Annotated in this window: 19 protein-coding genes and 1 riboswitch; of the genes, 15 read left to right on the plus strand and 4 right to left on the minus strand. The window is 62.9% G+C overall.

Annotated elements, in window-relative coordinates:
* Positions 1 to 162: 162 nt before the first annotated feature.
* Together HU230_RS22695 and HU230_RS22700 are read left to right on the plus strand one after the other, a co-directional pair.
* Positions 163 to 900 (plus strand): response regulator, encoded by a 738-nt coding sequence (locus HU230_RS22695; protein WP_176529771.1) that lies wholly within the window; start codon positions 163 to 165, stop codon positions 898 to 900.
* Positions 901 to 902: 2 nt separating this feature from the next.
* Positions 903 to 2,261 (plus strand): ATP-binding protein, encoded by a 1,359-nt coding sequence (locus HU230_RS22700; protein WP_176529770.1) that lies wholly within the window; start codon positions 903 to 905, stop codon positions 2,259 to 2,261.
* A gap of 45 nt (positions 2,262 to 2,306) precedes the next feature.
* On the opposite strand, the gene HU230_RS22705 is transcribed toward HU230_RS22700, so the two are convergent.
* Positions 2,307 to 2,501: a hypothetical protein gene (locus tag HU230_RS22705; RefSeq protein WP_050403193.1), complete on the minus strand. Its 195-nt coding sequence runs from the start codon at positions 2,499 to 2,501 to the stop codon at positions 2,307 to 2,309.
* A gap of 393 nt (positions 2,502 to 2,894) precedes the next feature.
* On the opposite strand from HU230_RS22705, the gene HU230_RS22710 reads away from it, so the two are divergent.
* The 6 genes from HU230_RS22710 (at position 2,895) to thiC (ending at position 8,562) form a co-directional block, all read left to right on the plus strand.
* Positions 2,895 to 3,410, plus strand: a complete 516-nt coding sequence (locus tag HU230_RS22710; protein ID WP_176529769.1) for a lytic transglycosylase domain-containing protein — start codon at positions 2,895 to 2,897, stop codon at positions 3,408 to 3,410.
* Positions 3,411 to 3,606: 196 nt separating this feature from the next.
* Positions 3,607 to 3,750, plus strand: a riboswitch (TPP riboswitch).
* On the plus strand, positions 3,738 to 4,751 hold the full coding sequence (locus HU230_RS22715) for an FAD-dependent oxidoreductase (protein ID WP_176529768.1): 1,014 nt from the start codon (positions 3,738 to 3,740) through the stop codon (positions 4,749 to 4,751). Its footprint overlaps the riboswitch before it by 13 nt.
* The gene (gene thiS, locus HU230_RS22720; protein ID WP_028332603.1) at positions 4,742 to 4,939 is read left to right on the plus strand and encodes a sulfur carrier protein ThiS; all 198 of its coding nucleotides are present in this window, start codon (positions 4,742 to 4,744) and stop codon (positions 4,937 to 4,939) included. The genes HU230_RS22715 and thiS overlap by 10 nt, the downstream gene beginning before the upstream one ends.
* Positions 4,940 to 5,104: 165 nt before the next feature.
* Positions 5,105 to 5,887, plus strand: coding sequence for a thiazole synthase (locus HU230_RS22725; protein WP_176529767.1), 783 nt, complete (start codon positions 5,105 to 5,107; stop codon positions 5,885 to 5,887).
* On the plus strand, positions 5,874 to 6,482 hold the full coding sequence (locus tag HU230_RS22730) for a thiamine phosphate synthase (protein WP_176529766.1): 609 nt from the start codon (positions 5,874 to 5,876) through the stop codon (positions 6,480 to 6,482). Before HU230_RS22725 ends, HU230_RS22730 begins: the two co-directional genes overlap by 14 nt.
* 181 nt (positions 6,483 to 6,663) lie before the next feature.
* The gene (thiC, locus tag HU230_RS22735; RefSeq protein ID WP_176529765.1) at positions 6,664 to 8,562 is read left to right on the plus strand and encodes a phosphomethylpyrimidine synthase ThiC; all 1,899 of its coding nucleotides are present in this window, start codon (positions 6,664 to 6,666) and stop codon (positions 8,560 to 8,562) included.
* A gap of 119 nt (positions 8,563 to 8,681) precedes the next feature.
* On the opposite strand, the gene HU230_RS22740 is transcribed toward thiC, so the two are convergent.
* Positions 8,682 to 9,620: an abortive infection family protein gene (locus HU230_RS22740; RefSeq protein ID WP_176529764.1), complete on the minus strand. Its 939-nt coding sequence runs from the start codon at positions 9,618 to 9,620 to the stop codon at positions 8,682 to 8,684.
* 156 nt (positions 9,621 to 9,776) lie between these two features.
* Between HU230_RS22740 and tnpA the strand changes: the two genes are divergently transcribed.
* The 6 genes from tnpA (at position 9,777) to HU230_RS22770 (ending at position 15,925) form a co-directional block, all read left to right on the plus strand.
* A complete protein-coding gene (gene tnpA / locus HU230_RS22745; RefSeq protein ID WP_166073826.1) occupies positions 9,777 to 10,235 on the plus strand; it encodes an IS66-like element accessory protein TnpA in 459 nt (152 codons plus the stop codon).
* Entirely contained in the window at positions 10,228 to 10,581 is a 354-nt protein-coding gene (gene tnpB, locus HU230_RS22750; protein WP_166073804.1) for an IS66 family insertion sequence element accessory protein TnpB, read from the plus strand. The genes tnpA and tnpB overlap by 8 nt, the downstream gene beginning before the upstream one ends.
* A 52-nt stretch (positions 10,582 to 10,633) precedes the next feature.
* Positions 10,634 to 12,205 carry an IS66 family transposase gene (gene tnpC, locus HU230_RS22755; protein ID WP_166213725.1) on the plus strand — a complete coding sequence of 524 codons (1,572 nt, stop codon included), beginning with the start codon at positions 10,634 to 10,636 and terminating at the stop codon, positions 12,203 to 12,205.
* Between the two features lie 242 nt (positions 12,206 to 12,447).
* Positions 12,448 to 13,308, plus strand: coding sequence for a tyrosine-type recombinase/integrase (locus HU230_RS22760; protein ID WP_029085027.1), 861 nt, complete (start codon positions 12,448 to 12,450; stop codon positions 13,306 to 13,308).
* 20 nt (positions 13,309 to 13,328) lie between these two features.
* Positions 13,329 to 14,555, plus strand: coding sequence for an IS91 family transposase (locus HU230_RS22765; RefSeq protein WP_176528572.1), 1,227 nt, complete (start codon positions 13,329 to 13,331; stop codon positions 14,553 to 14,555).
* 418 nt (positions 14,556 to 14,973) lie between these two features.
* Positions 14,974 to 15,925, plus strand: a protein-coding gene (locus HU230_RS22770) for an IS630 family transposase (protein ID WP_176528729.1) whose coding sequence is annotated in 2 segments (ribosomal slippage) — positions 14,974 to 15,314 and positions 15,313 to 15,925 — 954 coding nt in all. Because the reading frame shifts where the segments join, the coding sequence is not laid out codon by codon here.
* On the opposite strand, the gene HU230_RS22775 is transcribed toward HU230_RS22770, so the two are convergent.
* Positions 15,870 to 16,676, minus strand: a complete 807-nt coding sequence (locus HU230_RS22775; protein WP_176529763.1) for a TIGR02391 family protein — start codon at positions 16,674 to 16,676, stop codon at positions 15,870 to 15,872. The two genes, HU230_RS22770 and HU230_RS22775, sit on opposite strands and share 56 nt — an antisense overlap.
* A 218-nt stretch (positions 16,677 to 16,894) precedes the next feature.
* Positions 16,895 to 18,568, minus strand: a complete 1,674-nt coding sequence (locus tag HU230_RS22780; protein ID WP_176529762.1) for a flavin-containing monooxygenase — start codon at positions 18,566 to 18,568, stop codon at positions 16,895 to 16,897.
* 154 nt (positions 18,569 to 18,722) lie between these two features.
* Between HU230_RS22780 and HU230_RS22785 the strand changes: the two genes are divergently transcribed.
* Positions 18,723 to 19,118, plus strand: a complete 396-nt coding sequence (locus HU230_RS22785; RefSeq protein WP_176529761.1) for a hypothetical protein — start codon at positions 18,723 to 18,725, stop codon at positions 19,116 to 19,118.
* The last annotated feature ends 14 nt before the right edge of the window (positions 19,119 to 19,132 follow it).

A 19,132-nucleotide genomic window follows, 5' to 3' on the forward strand; every position in this document is an offset into this window, starting at 1 on the left:
AAGACTTCCGCCCGTATATCAACGGATTAGGCTTGATGAAAGAACGATAACTTTTCTCCACAGCGCCAACCTGTTAACTCGTTATGCCGGGCAAGATTCCAGAAATGCACTGAAACAAAATTCCTGAGCCGCTTCCCCCGAATCACGGACAAAAGAGTCGGTATGACCCAGGCTGCGCCCAATATCCTCGTCGTCGAGGACGACCGCGAAACGCGGTCTCTCATCGCAAAATATCTCCGCACCAATTCCTGCCATGTCACGACCGCATCCGACGGCCGCGAAATGGCCAAGGCCATGACCGATCACCGCGTGGATCTCCTGGTGCTCGACGTCATGCTGCCCGGTGAGGACGGCCTCAGCCTGTGCCGCAAGGTGCGCGCGGAGTCGCAGATGCCGATCATCATGCTGACCGCGCGCGGCGAGGACGTCGACCGCATCCTCGGCCTTGAGATGGGCGCCGACGATTACCTGGCCAAGCCGTTCAACCCGCGCGAGCTGCTGGCGCGCATCAACGCGGTGCTGCGCCGGCAGGCCGCCGCGCGCAACGCCAGCGCGATCGAGGGTGCGACCACGCTCACCTTCCTCGGCTGGCGCATCGACATCCGTCTGCGCGAGCTACGCAACCCCGAAGGCGCACGGGTCGCCATGACCAGCGCCGAGTTCGACCTGCTACGCACCTTCTGCGAACGGCCCGGCCGCGTGCTGTCGCGCGACAGCCTGCTCGACCTGACCCAGGGCCGCAGCGCCGGCTCGTTCGAGCGTTCGATCGACGTGCTGGTCAGCCGTATCAGACGCAAGATCGAGCCCGATCCGCAGGAGGCCACCATGATCAAGACGGTGCGGTCCGGCGGCTATGTGTTCACTCCGAGGGTGGAGGCGGTTGCCGCCACGAGCAACTGACCATGAAGCTGCCACGCGTGCTGAGTCTGCGGGGGATCGGCGCCCAGATGGCGGCGCTGGTCGTCGTCTCGATCGTCACGCTGCACCTGATCATCACCGCCACCTTCCTGATCCATCGCCCGGACCGGCCGGAGCCGTCCGATCGCTGGCACACCCAGCTCGCCGCCGCCGCGCAACTGCTCGGGCACGCGCCGGCATCAGAGCGGCCGCGGCTCCAGGCCGACGTCATCAGAGCCTTCCCGCAGCTTGCGATCGGTGACCTGCCGGCCGATACCGGCACGCTCACCGAGACCGACCCGCCGAGCCTGCACGCGCTGCGCCGGCTCGGCGCCGGCTATCACGTCTACTCTCTGCCGCGCGAGGCGGGCAGCACGCCGCGTGACGGCGAGATCCGCCGTGTCGCGATCCGCCTGCCCGACGGCACCATGTTCGCCGCGAACCTGATGCCGGACCTGCACATGCGGCCGTTCTGGGGCGGGCCGTGGATGATGACGGTAATGTTCGCGGTCATCAGCGTCACCCTGCTCGGCCTGTGGGCGGCATGGGCGCTGACGGCGCCGCTGTCATCCTTCGTCAAGGCTGCGGAGACCTTCAGCCTGAACGGCGCCGCCGCGCCGCTGCCCGAACGCGGCCCCGAGGAGATCCGCTCGCTGGCCAAGGCGCTGAACCGGATGCGCGAGCGCATCACGGCATTGATCGACGACCGCACCAAGATGCTGGCCGCCATCAGCCACGACCTGCGCACGCCAATCACGCGGATGCGGCTGCGCGCCGAATTCATCGAGGACGAGACCCATCGCCACCGCATGCTGCGCGACCTCGACCAGATGCGCTCGATGCTGGAATCGGTGCTGTCGTTCCTGCGCAACGACCGCAAGCTCGAGGAGATGACGCTGGTCGACATCGCGAGCACGCTGCACCTCGTCACCGACCAGTTCGCCGACATGGGACACAAGGTCAGTTACGAGGGTCCGCAGCACGCGATGGCGACCGCGCGGCCAGCCGACCTGCATCGCAGCATCACCAATCTGGTCGACAATGCCGTGCGCTTCGGCGGCGAAGTCGCCGTTCGCCTCGACGTCAAGCCGGATCGCCTCGTCATCGACATCGAGGATGACGGCCCCGGCATTTCGGACGCGCACAAGGCAAGCGTGCTGGAGCCGTTCGTGCGCGGCGACCAGGCGCGCAACATGGACGAGGCCGAAGGCTTTGGCCTTGGCCTGTCGATCGCCAACGCCATCGTGCTCGCGCATGGCGGTACGCTGTCGCTGCACGATCGCAAGCCGCATGGGCTGGTGGTCCGGATCGAACTGCCGGCGCGGCAGCAGCTGCTGCAATCGGCGCGGAAATCCGCGGCCTGATCAGCCGGAGCTGATCGGCAACGAAGCTGACCGAGAATCAAGGCATCAGGCGGCGAGCGGCGTGAGCTGCGCTGTGTCGTAGATCGCGATCGCCTCGAAGCGGTAATTGCAGGCGCGGCAATTCCACAGGAACGACGTGCGCCCCTCGCTGTGCTCCACCCAATCGGGGCGGGCAATCGGCTTGCCGCATTGCGCGCAGGGATTTTCGCGAGGCATGTAGCCGGTGTCCTGACGGACCATGGCGCATCTCCCGAATGTTGTTTTTTTGCGTGCTCTGAAACGGACAGACGCGCTGACTCAACACGCGCGCCTGTCGTTGAGTGCAGTGTAAACCTTCATCGAGTCGTTTGCACGACAATCCGGTGTGGACAGCGTGCGGCAAAAAGGCGGCCGAGAAAATCGGAGGCCAGCACAAGAGGCCAGGACAATCGGAGACAATTTTCGGCTGAGAGGATTGAAGCAAACAATTTGAAGCATCTGTCTTCGCAACCGCGTCGTCCGCTTCACCTGCACCCGGGCGATCACGGACGCAGAACGTTTCGCTGATGCGAAGGTTCTGCCACATTCCTGCCCGCTCGCCGTACCAATGAGACCGCAGAACCGAAGCGCGTTTGATCACCCGGGCGATCCGAGATGAAGACCCTTCAGAGCCTTAGCTGCCTTGCCGCCGTCACCGCGGTGCTGGCGTCCTGCGCCAGTGCGCGGGCGCAATATGAGGCGATGGTGGCGGCGGAGGCTCAGGCGAACCTGGTGCCGGAAGAGCTGGTGCATCGCGTCATCGTGCGCGAGAGCAAGTACCATCCGCAGCTGATCGGGCGCGGCGGCGCCATCGGGATGATGCAGATCAAGCTCGCGACCGCCCGCGGGGTCGGCTACACCGGTACCGCCGAAGGTCTGCGCGACGCCGCGACCAACCTCAAATACGGCGTCAAATACCTCGCGGGCGCCTATCGCGCCGCCAATGGGGATTTCGACCGAGCCGTGCGTTATTTCGCGGGCGGCTACTACTATGTCGCAAAGCGGCAGCGCGGCGGTCACCTCAAGGAGGCGATGCATGGCGGCGCGGGTGCGCCACCGAAGGAACTCGCCAAGCAAGAGCAAATATCGGCCGAGACCGCCGAGCCGAAGCCTGAACAGGCTCCCAAATAGGTGCTTGCGTGCCCCAGGCGCGGTGCAACGCAAGCGTTGCTCCCGGAGCCGGGACCTCCGTTCCGAAAGAATGGGGCCCGGCTCGGCAGCCCACCGCTGTCGCGCCGTGCTGCGTGCGGGGCACGCGCGCTCTGCGCACGCCGCGGTGCCGCTCCTGGCATACAAGTTGACACATCCGCCCATCAGCCTACATTAGGCGCGTTCCGAGGGGTGCTCCGAAGGAGGAGCTGAGATACCGCAAGCTTGGACTTCGCCATCATGGCGATTGGTTCGGGACCGCGGTGACCCTTTGAACCTGATCCGGGTCATGCCGGCGAAGGGACAGGGATGTATCAGACGTCACAACCGCGGGGGGATTCCCCCGTCTCCATCATCGGCGCAGGCATAACCGGCGCCTGGCATGCGTTGTTGCTCGCAGAGGCCGGACGTGCCGTCACCCTGCATGAGCGCAGTGACGCTGCGATGACGCAATCCACAAGCCACTGGGCCGGCGGAATGCTGGCGCCCTGGTGCGAGGCCGAGGCCTCCGAGCCTGTGATCTCGCGGCTCGGCATTCGTTCACTCGACCTGTGGCGGCGGCATTTTCCGGAAACGGCGTTCAACGGCTCGCTGGTGGTGGCGCATCCGCGCGACCGCGCCGATTTCGAGCGCTTTGCCCGCCTCACGTCAGGTTATCGCCGGCTCGATGCCGAAGGCGTCCGCGAACTGGAACCGTCGCTCGAAGGCCGCTTCCGTGACGGCCTGTTCTATCCCGACGAGGGCCATGTCGAGCCGCGCCGCGTGCTGCCGCGGCTGCATGCCGCCATCGCGAAGGCTGGCGGCGACATCAAGTTCGGCAGCGACGCCGAGGCTGATGATCTCGACGGCCTCGTGATCGACTGCCGCGGTCTTGCCGCGCGCGACCGCGAGCCGAGCCTGCGCGGCGTCAAGGGCGAGATGATCGTCATCGAGACCGCGGAAGTCGAATTGTTGCGCCCAGTGCGGCTGATCCATCCGCGCTGGCCGCTTTACGTGATCCCGCGCGGCGACGGCCGCTTCATGCTGGGTGCGACCTCGATCGAGGCCGAGGACAACGGCGTCAGCGTGCGCTCGGCGCTGGAGCTGTTAGGCGCCGCCTATGTGGTGCATCCGGCCTTCGGCGAGGCGCGCATCGTCGAATTCGGCGCCGGCCTGCGCCCGGCGTTTCCGGACAATCTGCCCAAAATCAGCATCGAGCAGGAACGCATCACGGTGAACGGACTCTACCGTCACGGCTTCCTGCTCGCGCCCGCGCTGGCCGAGCTGACGCTCGCCTTTCTTTCGCGCGGCGAAATCGACAATGAGGTGATGCAATGCGCGTGATCGTCAACGGCGAGCAGCGGGAGATCGCGGCTTCCAGCGTCGACGCGCTGCTCGCCGAGCTCGACTACGAGGGCACCCATTTCGCCATCGCGCTGAACTACGACGTGGTGCCGAAGAGCCGCTGGGCCGAGACCGCGCTCAAGGCCGGCGACGAGATCGAGATCATTACGCCGCGACAGGGAGGGTGATGTGATGCGTGCACGAACCCTCTCCACGTCGTCCCGGCGAAAGCCGGGACCCATACGCCGCGGCCCTTCAGTGAAGCACACTTGGAGACGTTCATCGCAACAACACCCGGTCGTGGTTATGGGTCCCGGCTTTCGCCGGGACGACGGCATAGTGTGAGGAGACACATGGTCACCTTCTACGGCAAATCCTTCCCGTCACGCCTGCTGATCGGCACGGCGCTGTATCCGTCGCCTGCGATCATGCAGAACGCGATCCGCGCCTCGGGCGCCAGCATCGTCACCGTGTCGCTCCGCCGTGAAGCCGCGGGCGGCAAGACCGGCGATGCGTTCTGGTCGCTGATCCGCGAACTCGGCGTCACCGTGCTGCCGAACACCGCCGGCTGCCGCAGCGTGCGCGAGGCGGTGACGACGGCAAAGCTCGCGCGCGAATTGTTCGGCACGCCCTGGATCAAGCTCGAGGTGATCGCCGACAACGACACGCTGCAGCCCGACGTGGTCGGCCTGGTCGAGGCCGCCACCATCCTGATCAAGGACGGTTTTGAGGTGTTCCCCTATTGCACCGAGGATTTCTCGGTCGCCTCGCGGCTGGTCGAGGCTGGCTGCAAGGTGGTGATGCCGTGGGCCGCGCCGATCGGCAGCGCCAAGGGCATCACTAACCGCGACGCGCTGAAACTGCTGCGCGACCGCCTGCCCGACATCACGCTGGTGGTCGATGCTGGCCTCGGCGCGCCGTCGCATGCCGCCGAAGCGCTCGAGCTCGGCTACGACGCCGTGCTGCTCAACACCGCGGTGGCGAAAGCCGCCGATCCGGTCGCGATGGCCAATGGCTTCCGGCTCGGCGTCGAGGCCGGCCGCACCGCCTATGAAGCCGGGCTGATGGAAGCCCGCGACTTCGCCTCCCCCTCCACTCCTGTCGTTGGGACCCCGTTCTGGCATGCCGTATCCTGATCCGTTCTATCCCGTCGTCGACAGCATCGAATGGGTCGAACGCCTGACCAAGCTCGGCGTCGGCACCATCCAGCTGCGCGCCAAAGAGCTCGACGATGCCGAGGCGTTGCAGATCGTCAGCGACGCGCTCGCCGTCACGAAGGGCACGGGCACAAAACTCGTCGTCAATGACTATTGGCGCGCGGCGATCGTCGCCGGCGCCGAGCATCTGCATCTCGGCCAGGAAGACCTCGCCGACGCTGACCTCTCTGAAATCCGCAAGGCAAAACTCACGCTCGGCGTCTCCACCCATGACGATTCCGAGCTCGCGACCGCGCTCGCCGCCAAGCCCGACTACGTCGCGCTCGGCCCGATCTTCTTCACCACGCTGAAGTCGATGCGGTTCGAGCCGCAGGGCATACCGAAGATCACCGAGTGGAAGAAGCGCATCGGCGCGATCCCCCTGGTCGCGATCGGCGGCATCAAGTTCGAGCACGCCGCCGAGATCTTCGCCGCCGGCGCCGATTCGATCGCCGTTGTCTCTGACGTCACCCAGAACGCCGACCCCGACGCGCGGGTGCGGCAATGGCTCGGCCTCAACGCGGAGGCCGCGTGATGCCCACAACCCGCGCTCCACACACTCTGCCGTCATCGCCCGGCTTGACCGGGCGATCCAGTACGCCGCGGCGTCTCCGTATCCCACCGCGGCCTCTGGAATACTGGATCCCCGCTTTCGCGGGGATGACAGCGGTACTCAACTCGCGCGCAGCGATGCCAACGAACTAAAGGAGGATCCCATGAACATCCGCTCCAACCCCGACACCACGCTCCCCGCCGTCACCACCGGCCCGTTGCCCTCATCGCGCAAGATCTTTGCAACGCCGGAGGCCGCACCCGACATCCGCGTTCCCTTGCGCGAGATCATCCTGTCGGAAGGCGCCGGCGAGCCGAACCTGCCGGTCTACGACACCTCGGGCCCCTACACCGATCCGGCCGTGACGATCGACGTCAACAGCGGCCTGCCGCGCAATCGCCTCGCCTGGGTCAAGGAGCGCGGCGGCGTCGAGGAATATCAGGGCCGCGACATCAAGCCGGAGGACAACGGCAATGTCGGCGCATCCCATGCCGCCAAGGCCTTCACCGCGCATCACAGGCCCTTGCGCGGCCTCGACGGCCACAAGATCACGCAGCTCGAATTCGCCCGCGCCGGCATCATCACCAAGGAGATGATCTACGTCGCCGAGCGCGAGAATCTCGGCCGCAAGCAGCAGCTCGAGCGCGCGGAAGCCGCCCTCGCCGATGGCGAGAGCTTCGGCGCCGCGGTGCCGGCCTTCATCACGCCGGAATTCGTCCGCAGCGAGATCGCGCGGGGACGGGCCATCATCCCCAGCAACATCAACCATGCCGAGCTCGAGCCGATGATCATCGGCCGCAATTTCCTGACCAAGATCAACGCCAATATCGGCAACTCGGCGGTGACCTCGTCGGTCGAGGAAGAGGTCGACAAGATGGTGTGGGCGATCCGCTGGGGCGCCGACACCGTGATGGACCTTTCCACCGGCCGCAACATCCACACCACCCGCGAATGGATTTTGCGCAACTCGCCGGTGCCGATCGGCACGGTGCCGATCTACCAGGCGCTGGAGAAGTGCGACGGCGATCCGGTCAAGCTGACCTGGGAGCTCTACAAGGACACCCTGATCGAGCAGTGCGAGCAGGGCGTCGACTATTTCACGATCCACGCCGGCGTGCGGCTGTCCTACATCCACCTCACCGCGAACCGCGTCACCGGCATCGTGTCGCGCGGCGGCTCGATCATGGCGAAGTGGTGCCTCGCGCATCACAAGGAGAGCTTCCTCTACACCCATTTCGACGAGATCTGCGACCTCATGCGCAAGTATGACGTCTCGTTCTCGCTCGGCGACGGCCTGCGCCCCGGCTCGATCGCCGACGCCAACGACCGCGCGCAGTTCGCCGAACTGGAGACGCTTGGCGAGCTGACCAAGATCGCGTGGGACAAGGGCTGCCAGGTCATGATCGAGGGCCCCGGCCACGTGCCGATGCACAAGATCAAGATCAACATGGACAAGCAGCTCAAGGAATGCGGCGAGGCGCCGTTCTATACGCTTGGGCCGCTGACCACGGACATCGCGCCGGGCTACGACCACATCACCTCGGGCATCGGTGCGGCGATGATCGGCTGGTTCGGCTGCGCGATGCTCTGCTACGTCACGCCGAAGGAGCATCTCGGCCTGCCCGACCGCAACGACGTCAAGGTCGGCGTCATCACCTACAAGATCGCCGCCCACGCCTCTGACCTCGCCAAGGGCCACCCCGCCGCGCAGCTCCGCGACGATGCATTGAGCCGCGCCCGCTTCGACTTCCGCTGGCAGGACCAGTTCAACCTCGGCCTCGACCCCGAGACCGCGAAGAACTTCCACGACGAGACCCTGCCGAAGGAAGCCCACAAGGTCGCGCATTTCTGCTCGATGTGCGGCCCGAAATTCTGCTCGATGAAGATCACCCAGGACGTCCGCGACTACGCCGCGACGCTGAACGACTCGACCGGCGTCGGGGCGTCGATCTCAGGCACCATCGAGGACGGCATGGCGCAGATGAGCGCCAAGTTCAAGGAGATGGGCGAGAGCCTGTATCTCGATGCGGACAAGGTGAAGGAGAGCAACAGGGTGTTGTGAGGGCTCTTCCTCGTCGCTCGTCATGCCCGGGGCTTGGCCCGGGCATCCATGGACCGCGAGAAGTGGCTGGGTAAGTCCCGGCCACTCTCTAATTCAAGATATGGGTGACGGCTCTGTGCCTACAGCTTAAGAAGCTGCACATCGCTGAGAAGCCTATACTCCTTCGGATTCAAAATGATCACGATTTGCGATTTGCACGCGGGTAAGATCGACTCGAACGCCTTGATCGCAATTGCGATAGAAAAGTCGCTTCCATTGTCGATCGCGCCGTGCAGTGGCCACCAATCTTCAAAGGAATTGCATGTGGGGTCGCAGCCGAGTGCTGGCGCCACCAGTCTTTGGACGCCAACGCTCTTCTTCTTTTTTATGAGATTTCCCTTTTGATCCATCGCCGGCTGACCGTTGCTCATCAAATATATTCCGGCATCGCCAACAAGCCAGAGTGCCCGCTTTGGCCGCGTCCTCCCATACCACGGCATCGAGATTGGAGCATTTCTAGCGTGATCGACAAGACGCCACACAGTTGCAACCTCGAACTTCAGGATCACATCGCCATTGGCGGTTCGCAGCTTCTTTGCGGCAACTGCACTTTCCAAACAGGAGATTACAAAACAGCAAATTGATCCCGCAAGATTCACAGCAAGTTCTGCGTGATGTCGTGGCACGGCACGATTCAAGTTTGCCTTGCCGTGCGCATCGCCGAGCTTGTTGCGCATTTCGCCCACGCGAGCAACGATGGTTTGGCTAGCCCCAAAAACCGACTTGAACAACGAATCGGTGTGCTGTGTAGGCGAAATTCCTAGATTGGACGCAACAGCGTAATACAGCTTCGGCAAGTCCCATGTGTCGTCATACGACACATCAAGCTCATTTAATGCAGTCTTGCACAAAGTCTCCAGCATTGCGCGAGCCGCGGTTAGGGCACCATCGCGATCTTCATCCAGTCGATCAATCGACTTCACCCAATCCGCATAGACTGCATCATATCGCGAATGCGCGAGCCGCTGGTCAACAAGGGTTGATAAGGGCTTGCGTTCAAGCGCCGGGGCATCAGCCAAGGGGTGCACTCCTCAATGGTATCCTAACCTTGAGGCACATCTAGCGCCTTGCTCCATCGAGGAGCTTAGCTAGGGTAAGCGCGAATTTCTCCGCACCTTTTGCTTTTGAGAGTCCTGATGCATGAGGTGTCCACCAAAATAGGTGGACACCTTGTGATGAGCGACGATGATCAGAAACTGCGGGTCAGGCTTGTCGGCCGGAACGGTCGCCGGCGCTACGAGGCGGCATCGAAAGAGCGTCTTGTCGCGGCCTGCCTTGAGCCTGGGGTTTCGGTATCGAGGCTTGCACTCGAACATGGGGTCAACGCGAACCTCCTTCGGAAGTGGATCAAGAAGCACAGCGCGACCAGGTCGCTGCCGCCGTCCTCACGCCCGGCGTTCATCCCGGTTCAGCTTGAGGGGAAGTCCGAGCGGGACCTGTCGCGAAAAGACAGCGTGGCGACGGTTGATTTGCCGGCTTACGATGAAGTGCGTGGTTCGGAACCCAAAGGGACTCCAGCTTTTTGTTCTCCGGCCAAAGTGAGCGTGTCGCTGCCGAATGGCGTGAAGCTCGCGCTGGAATGCGGCGATGTGGATGCATTGACGGCGATCATCGGAGCGCTGGGCGATGTTTAGACTGGGCGATGACCTGCAGGTCTATCTGCACCGTGAGCCGATCGACTTCCGGGCTGGCATCAACAGCCTTGCGGTCCTGGTCCAGGAGACGATGGCGCTCGATCCATTCACTCCGGCGGTTTTTGCGTTCTGCAATCGCCGTTGCGACCGGATGAAGCTTCTGTTCTTCGATCGGTCCGGCTTTGTACTGGTCCTGAAGCGGCTGACCGAAGACAGGTTCCGATGGCCGCGCCGCCAGGAGGCGATCGTCACGCTGACGACGGAGCAATTGCACTGGATCCTTGACGGCATCGATATCGATGCGATGGTCCGCCATCCGGTGCGGCAATATCAGGTTGCCGGCTGAGCTCTCGAGTTGAGCGGTTGACGCGTCGGTACGGTTCAGATTCAAGAATTCGATGAATCGAACCGGCGATCCGAGTGTTGAAGTGCTGTTGGCACGCATTGCTGCGCTGCAGGCGGAGAACCATCAACTCGCCGACCGCGTCGCCAAGCTCGAGGAAGAACTGGCGCTGGCACGCCTGCATCGTTTTGCGCCGCGCAGCGAAAAGCATGTTGATCGTCTCTTCAATGAAGCCGAGCAGGCCTCCGATGAGGAGGACGCCGGCAGTGAAACGAACAATATCGCCGAACTTCCGGACACGGGCTTGCCACCCGTCGAAAACACAATGGGAAAGAAGCGCGGCCGCAAGCCGCTGCCGGGGAACCTACCTCGTGAGCGCGTCGAGTATGACCTGTCCGACGATCAGAAGGCGTGTCCTTGCTGCCGTGGCCAGATGCATCGCATGGGCGAGGCTGTCACCGAGCAACTTCATATCGAGGTGAAGGCGAAGGTTTTACAGAATGTGCGCTTCAAATATGCGTGCCGCCATTGCGATCGCACCGGGATCCACGCCCCTGTCGTGACCGCGCCGATGCCGCCGCAACCATTGCCGGGCAGCGTTGCCACGCCCTCGACGCTGGCGTTCGCGCTGGTTCACAAATATGTCGATGGCACGCCGCTCTACCGCCTGGCGCAGGCCTTCGAACGTGCAGGTGTTCCTGTCAGCCGCGGCGCTTTGGGCCACTGGGTGATTGGCTCGAGCGAGAAGCATCTGCATCGCATCTACGACGCCCTGAAGCTGCGGCTCAGATCACAACCTCTCATCCATGGCGACGAGACAACGGTTCAGGTCCTCAAGGAGAAGGACAAACGGGCCACCAGCACATCGTACATGTGGGCTTATCGCAGCGGCAAGGGCAGCCACGAGCCGATCGTTCTTCTGGATTATCAGCCGGGCCGCGGCCAAATCCACCCGCAAGCCTTCCTCGGCGATTACCGTGGCATTGTAATGAGTGACGGCTATACCGCATGGCGCACGCTGGAAGGGGCCACCCACATTGGATGCATGGCCCACTCCCGGCGGCGCTTTGTCGATGCCCTCAAAGCCAGGAAGAAGGGCGGCGGTCCGCCCGAGCAAGCGCTGCGGTTCTTTGAACAGCTCTACCGGGTTGAAAGGCGGGCGTGGGACGGAATACCGGAGAAGGGTGAAACACAGGCCTACTGCATTCGCCGCTTCCGCCAGCAACATAGTGTCCCCATCCTCAATGCTCTCAAAGTATGGCTCGATGACATGGCCCCGAAGGTCTTGCCTGACAGCAAGCTCGGCGACGCCGTATCCTACACCCGAAACCAATGGGAATATCTGACGCGCTACACCGGGGACGGCAGCATGCCGATTGACAACAATCTTCTGGAGCGCGACATCAGGGTTTTTGCAACTGGCAGGAAGAGTTGGTTGTTCAGCGATACCGTGGACGGAGCCAAGGCCAGTGCCGTCGTCTATAGCCTGATGCTGACCTGCCGCGCCTCACGTGTCGAGCCGTTAGCGTGGTTGCGCCACGTCCTCACCGAATTGCCTCAGCGCGCCGGCGACGCCGATATTACAGACCTGCTGCCCTTCAACTTCCACAAAGCCGCCACTGCCTGAACGGCTCGGTATCGCCCGATACCAGGGCAATCCATCAAAACCGCCGGCGTGCGAAGAAAATCGCGCTTACTAGCTAGGAGGCTGACGTAGGCAATGAACTCTAGAGCATTTTCTGACCTGGCGGAATCGGAAGGGATTGAACTAAGCCGCTGCCGCGGCGTAGGGGGCAAGGTGGCATAGATCGCCTCCTGGCTGAGAGGATGTGGGTGTTGGAGCCCACCCCCTCAGACAGGAGTATCGAGATGGCCGATTTGAGCCCTCTTCGCCGCCGCATGATCGAAGACATGACCGTCCGCAATCTGTCGCCGGCGACGCAAAGATCCTACATCAGCGCGGTTTCGAAGTTCAGCCGCTATTTTGGCCGATCGCCTGACCGGTTAGAGCTGGAAGACGTCCGCGCCTTCCAGGTGCATTTGGTCTCGACCGGCATCTCATGGCCGGCGCTGAACCAGATCGTCTGTGCGCTACGGTTTTTCTACGGCGTCACGCTCGGCGAGGCGCTCATCCCAGAGCGCATTCCCTATGCGCGAGAACCGCGCAAGCTGCCGGTCGTTCTCAGCGCCGACGAAGTGGTTCAGTTTCTTGAAGCGGTATCGAGCCTGAAGAGCCGCGCCGCGCTCACCACCGCCTATGCGGCCGGGCTCAGGGCCTCGGAGGTTGCGGGACTGCGGATCGAAGACATCGACAGCGCCCGCGGCGTCATCCAGGTGCGCCACGGCAAGGGCGCGAAGGATCGCAACGTGATGCTGTCGCCCCAGCTGCTGGGCATCCTGCGCACCTACTGGCGGCTCGCCCGGCCGCGGCTTTATCTGTTCCCTGGTCGTGACGAAGATCATCCGATCGATCAGACCGTGCTGCATGCCGCCTGCCGGTCGGCGGTGAAGGCTGCGGGCCTGACCAAGCGCGTCACGCTGCACACGCTGCGCCACAGCTTCGCGACACATCTTCTCGAGAACGGAACCGATATCCGGATCATCCAGGTCTTGCTCGGGCACAATAATTTGTCGTCGACAGCGCGCTACACGCAGGTCGCCACCGATACGATCCGAGCGACGCAGAGCCCGCTCGATCGCCTGTCGCTGGAGGTGACGCCACCTGGATGACCCGCAGCGGGATGCGGGTCATGACCCGCTCCGACATCCGCTCCAACAGGCCCGCCATCGAGATTGCCGATATTCTGTGCCGGCATGGCGACGCCTATCGCCGTGTACATGCCGGTCATCTGGGGCGGGTCGAGCGGCGCGTGATGAGCGCGATCGTTGCGTGCCGGACCGAGGCGCTCGGCGGCCACATGCAGGCTTGCGACGACTGCGGCACGACACGCGTTGCCTATAATTCCTGCCGCAATCGGCACTGTCCGAAGTGTCAGGGGAGAGCCCGAGCCGCGTGGCTCGCCGCGCGTCAAGCCGACCTGCTTCCGGTTCCCTATTTCCACGTCGTCTTTACACTTCCCGCACCGATCGCCGCGATCGCTTTCCAGAACAAGGCCGTCGTCTATGCCATCCTGTTCAAGGCTGCCGCCGAGGCGATGACGACGCTCGCCGCCAATCCACGCCGGCTCGGCGGTGCGATCGGCGGCGTCGCCGTCCTCCACACCTGGGGACAGACGCTGATGCATCATCCCCACGTCCATTGCGTCGTTCCGGGTGGCGGCCTCTCGCCCGATGGCGCGCGCTGGACCGCTTGCCGACCGAACTTCTTCCTGGCCGTCAAACCGTTGTCCAGACTATTTCGCACACTTTTTCTCAAACGTCTGTCGGCAGCCTTCAACTCCGGTGCCTTGCGTTTCTTCGGCGATCTCGGAGCTCTGGCCGAGCCGGCTGCCTTTGCGGCCCACCTCGACGCCATGCGACGCATCAACTGGGTTGTTTACGCCAAACGGCCCTTCGGCGGACCCGCACAGGTCCTGGCCTATCTCGGCCGCTACACCCATCGCGTCGCGATCGCCAACAGCCGGCTCGTCGCACTCGACGACGATCATGTCGCCTTCTCATGGAAGGACTATCGCCAAAACAGCGCGACAAAGATCATGAATCTCAAGCCCGATGAGTTCATTCGCCGTTTCCTGCTTCATACGCTGCCTGACGGCTTCCACCGCATCCGCCACTTCGGCTTCATGGCCAACCGCCATCGCGCTGCCAAGCTCGCCCTTTGCCGCGAACTTCTCGATCATGAGCGAACAGCCCCAAACGATGGCCAGCCGTCGCCTGTGGATTCGGAGGCTCAAACCCGGGCCGAGGTTCCTGCCTGTCCCGATTGTGGTGGCGTCATGCGCATCATTGAGCGCTTTCGACATAGCTTCAGACGCCCCAGCCCTCGAACATCACCGTTCCGATGCGACACATCGTGAGCCAAGTCATGTCGTGCACGACGATCATCATTCGTCATTTCGCTCCCAGCGTCTCGATCATCGCGGACGATGTCGAATCCGTGCTGTCACACTGCGCGACAACAACCGTCCGATGCAGCAAAAGGCCTATCGCGATCTCAGGCGAAGCGCGTCTGATCTCAACTCTTCCAGGATGCGCACTCCTGTGTCTCTGCCTCACGCGCCGAGCCAGCAGATCGGGCATGGCGATCTCGAACAATCCCCATAGCTGCAAAACCGCGAATAGCCTCCCGCGCCTTCGTTCAATCCGGCTTCAATGAGGTCGCGTCATAAGCGCCTGCCGCGCCCTCGCGTGAGCGCGACCTCACAGAACCCTCCAGATTCCCTTGTGAGGCAAATCGTGATTCACCCTGAGGGCTGGTGATGGAGGCCAGCCCCCATGGCTAAGCCGCTCTCGCCGGACCTTCGCCTTCGCATTATTCGGGCTGTGGAAGAGGAAGGCATGAGCTGTCGGGGCGCCGCCGGCCGGTTCGGCGTAGCGCCATCGACAGCGATCGAACTGGTCAACGAATGGCGCAGCACCGGCGCTTGTGAGGCGGGAGCGCAGGGCGGAGACAGACGTTCAGCTCGGATCGAGGGTCATGCTGCGGAGATCCTCTCCCTGGTCAAGGCTACGCCTGACATGACGCTGGCCGAGATCGCTGACCATCTCCTCAAAGTCCACGGCGAGCGTTTCGTGCCGAGCGTGGTCTGGCGATTCTTCGATCGCCGCAACATCACGTTCAAAAAAAACATCGCACGCCAGCGAGCAGGATCGGCCGGACGTGGCCGCTGAACGCGCGGCGTGGAAGGCATCTCAGCCTGAGATCGGCATCCATCGGTTGGTGTTTATCGACGAGACGGGAGCCTCGACCAAGATGGCGCGGCGCTATGGCCGCTCGCCGTACGGCCAGCGCTGTGTCGCAGCGCTCCCGCATGGTCATTGGAAGACGACGACCTTCGTCGGCGCGCTCAGAGCGACCGGCATGACTGCGCCGATGGTCCTTGACGGTCCCATGGATGGTCTGGCGTTCGAGGCTTACGTGACGCAAGTCCTCGTGCCGACACTCAGGCCCGGCGACATCGTGGTGATGGACAATCTCGCAGCACACAAGCGCGCCGAGGTCGGCATCGCAATCGATGCCGTGGGCGCCCAGCTCCTCTATTTGCCGCCTTATTCGCCCGACCTCAATCCGATCGAAATGGCCTTCGCCAAGCTCAAAGCCGCACTTCGAAAGGCCGCCGCCAGATCAATCGAGGCTTTGGACAACGCTATTGCCACCGCCCTGACCGCCTTCACCGCCCAAGAGTGCCTGAACTTCTTCGCCGCAGCCGGTTATGACCGTGTCTGATCAGAATCTGCTCTAGAGCGCGCTCCGGATCATCTTGGATGAAGCCATGAGCTCTCGGATTGCGCAGCCCGGAAACCGCGCCCGAAAACATGTACATGAACCCCTTCTGTTCATCCTTGTCAGATTGATCCACAAGGTCATTGAATCTCAGGACCGGGTTCGATGGACTGAAAGCACGCTCCATTAGAGTCGTTCCGTCCTGCTCTAGTCCACTACGTAGCCGAACCAATCCATTTAGCGCCTTGACTGCCGCCTCTACGGAATTTGCGTAGTGACCATCTTGGTAGAGCGACGAAGACGCGCGCGCTATTTCGGGGTGCAGGTCAAGACCGGCGTACGCCCGAAGGGTGCGAGACGCCGTGTCGCCATCATCCCCTCCTGCCTGCTCTTCAAGAGTCTCAAGCAACGTCTTCAGCGTTGTAACACCCCTACTGACCTTTCTCTTCACGGTTTCTAGGTTACCTCGGATCGAGGCATCCATTCCTCCATGGTAGATCACGAAAACCGGTCGGAACGTTTCTATTGAGTACTCCTCATACTCGACAGCATTCACACCATAGATGTCGCGAAGAGTCGCATTGATCTTCTGGACATGACTATCCAAGATATCGCCACCCGTTTCATTGTCGAGTTGATTTGGGTCGAGAGCGACCAACTCCTGAAGTCGCCGACGAACCTTCGGGATCGCGGCTTGAACTTGAGAGATCGAAAGAGAAGCTGACTTTTTCTCAGATATCGGTTTGCGCGCCATAATGGCATCCTAAAATTCTCAATCATTTGGCGGTCAATCGTAGTGATCGCTCTACGTAACAACCCATCGTTGAACCTGTCAAATTGTTGCGCCATCCCTCTGGCGCCGCGTCATTCTTCGCGGGTTCGTCAGCCGAAATCTGGCAACGCCCATCCTAACGACCGTTTTAGTCGACTACACAGCGGAGGCCGGGGTTGCGCCGGCCGATTATGAATGGGCTAAGCTGGCCGGCCAACAGCGGCCGCCGCCTGCACGGTGCTACCCGCTCCCGCCCGAAACTCAATCTCCTCATATTCCCCCGCCGCCACGCCGTTGATGATCCCCAAAAACTTCGGCGTACCGCCGTTGTAGACGAAGTACCGCACGGTGCCCTCTTCATGCCCCGCGACGTTGGAGTTGTAGCCGGTGAACCACGACTTGGCTTTGCGCATCAGCATGATCTCGTACATCTTGGCGACGTGCGCGGTCCAGCGCTGCTGCGCCTCCAGCGTGGCGTCGGCGCGCGTGTAGCCGCGGTCCCACATGTATTGCAGGAGGTTGGTGCACCAGTTGACGCCGTTCTCGATGCCGCGCGGAAAGTTCGTCGAGGCAGAGGCGCTTTGCGGCCCGGTCGGCATCAAGAGGTTCGGGAAGCCGTGGACCATCATGCCGAGGAAGGTCGATGGCGCCTGCTTCCATTTGTCGGCGAGCTTCGCGCCGCCGATGCCGGTGATGTCGATCAAATCGTAGGCGCCGGTGATGGCATCGAAGCCGGTGGCGTAGACGATGATGTCGAAGTCGTAGTCGCGCGCCGTGGTGCGCAGGCCAGTCTCGGTGACGCGCACCAGCGGCGTCTCGCTGAGATCGACGAGATGCACATTGTCGCGATTGTAGGCCTCGAAATAGCTTGTCTCCAGCGGCAGGCGCTGCACGCCGAAGCCGTGATCTCTGGGGATCAGCTTCTCGGCGACCTTCGGATCCTTCACACGGCGGCGGATGCGGTCCGCGATATATTCCGACAGTTCGGCATTCGCGGCCTCGTCCATGAAGATCTCGCGGAAATTCGCGAGCCAAATGCCGAAGCCGGGCTCGTCGTAGAGCCTGTCCCACAGTGCCAGCCGCTCCTCGCGGCTCACCTCGTAGAAGCCGCGCTTGTCGGGACCGTGCACGAAGCTGCCGGGCGTCAGCGCGCAGGCGGCGAAGATCTCGTCATAGCGTGCGCGGATGTCGGCCATCTCCTCGTCGGAGATGTCGCTGTTGTTGAGCGGCGCGCTCCAGTTCGGCCGGCGCTGGAACACCGTGAGTTCGCCGACCTTGTCTGATATCTCGCCGATCAGCTGGATGCCGGTCGCGCCGGTGCCGATCACGGCGACCTTCTTGCCCGTGAGATCGACCGGCTCGTGCGGCCAGTAATAGGTGTGGAACGAGCGGCCCTTGAAGTCGTCGATGCCAGGCACGCGCGGCATGGTCGGCGCCGAGAGCAGGCCGATCCCCAGCACGACGAAGCGGCAGGTCAGCGCGCGGCCGTCGCTGATCCTGAGTTGCCAGAGGTCGCGCGTCTCGTCGAGCTGCATGGCCTCGACCTTGCAGTTGAACTGCATGTGCCTGCGCAGGTCGAACTTGTCGGCGACGTAGTTCAGATAGCGCAGATTCTCGGGCTGGCCGGAGAAGCGCTCCTTCCAGTGCCACTCGTCGAGCAGCTCGCGCGAGAACGAGAAGCCGTAGGTGTAGCTCTCGGAATCGAAGCGGCAGCCCGGATAGCGGTTCCAGTACCAGGTCCCGCCGAGATCGGGCGCGGCTTCCAGCACGGTTGCGTCGATGCCGAGATCGGCGAGCCGCTTGATCTGGTAGATGCCGGCGACGCCGGCGCCGACCACGATCACCTCGTAATGGGTTTTCGCCTCTCCCGTCATGTCCGCTCCCAAATTCTTCTTGATCTGTTTGGGTCGATTACAGACCCTTTTGCCTGATCAGGCAACCGCTCGTCCGCGGGCACAACTTGCGTTGAGGCGCTGCCTGCACCACATCGATCGTTGCAGTTCAACAAGCGGTAACCGGACGAGCAGCATGGCCGACAATCTCACCGGCGTCTGGGACGGCAGCTACGTTCAGCCAGGCGGCATGGTCACGTTCCTGGCGACGCTGATCGACGCCGGCGGCGCGCTCGGCGGCAGCGTGACCGAGCCTTGCATGGCGCAAGGCTGTCCGCTCCCCTCGCATAACGCCTCGCTGGCGGGTCAGCGCTCCGGCAGCGCGGTGTCGTTCGTCAAGCGCTACGAGCCGCGAGGCTACGGCTATGACACGGTGCACTATGAAGGCGCGGTCAATGCCGACGCGACCGAGATCGACGGCCGCTGGAGCATCCGCGGCACGGCGTACTCGGGAACGTTCCTGATGGTGCGTTCGAGCGGACCGTCGCAAGCGGTCACGACCGAAGACGAGATCAACGAGCCGGTGCGCTAGCGCGCAGCCGTACA

The sequence above is a fragment of the Bradyrhizobium quebecense genome, from assembly GCF_013373795.3.
GTDB classification, from domain to species: Bacteria; Pseudomonadota; Alphaproteobacteria; order Rhizobiales; family Xanthobacteraceae; genus Bradyrhizobium; species Bradyrhizobium quebecense.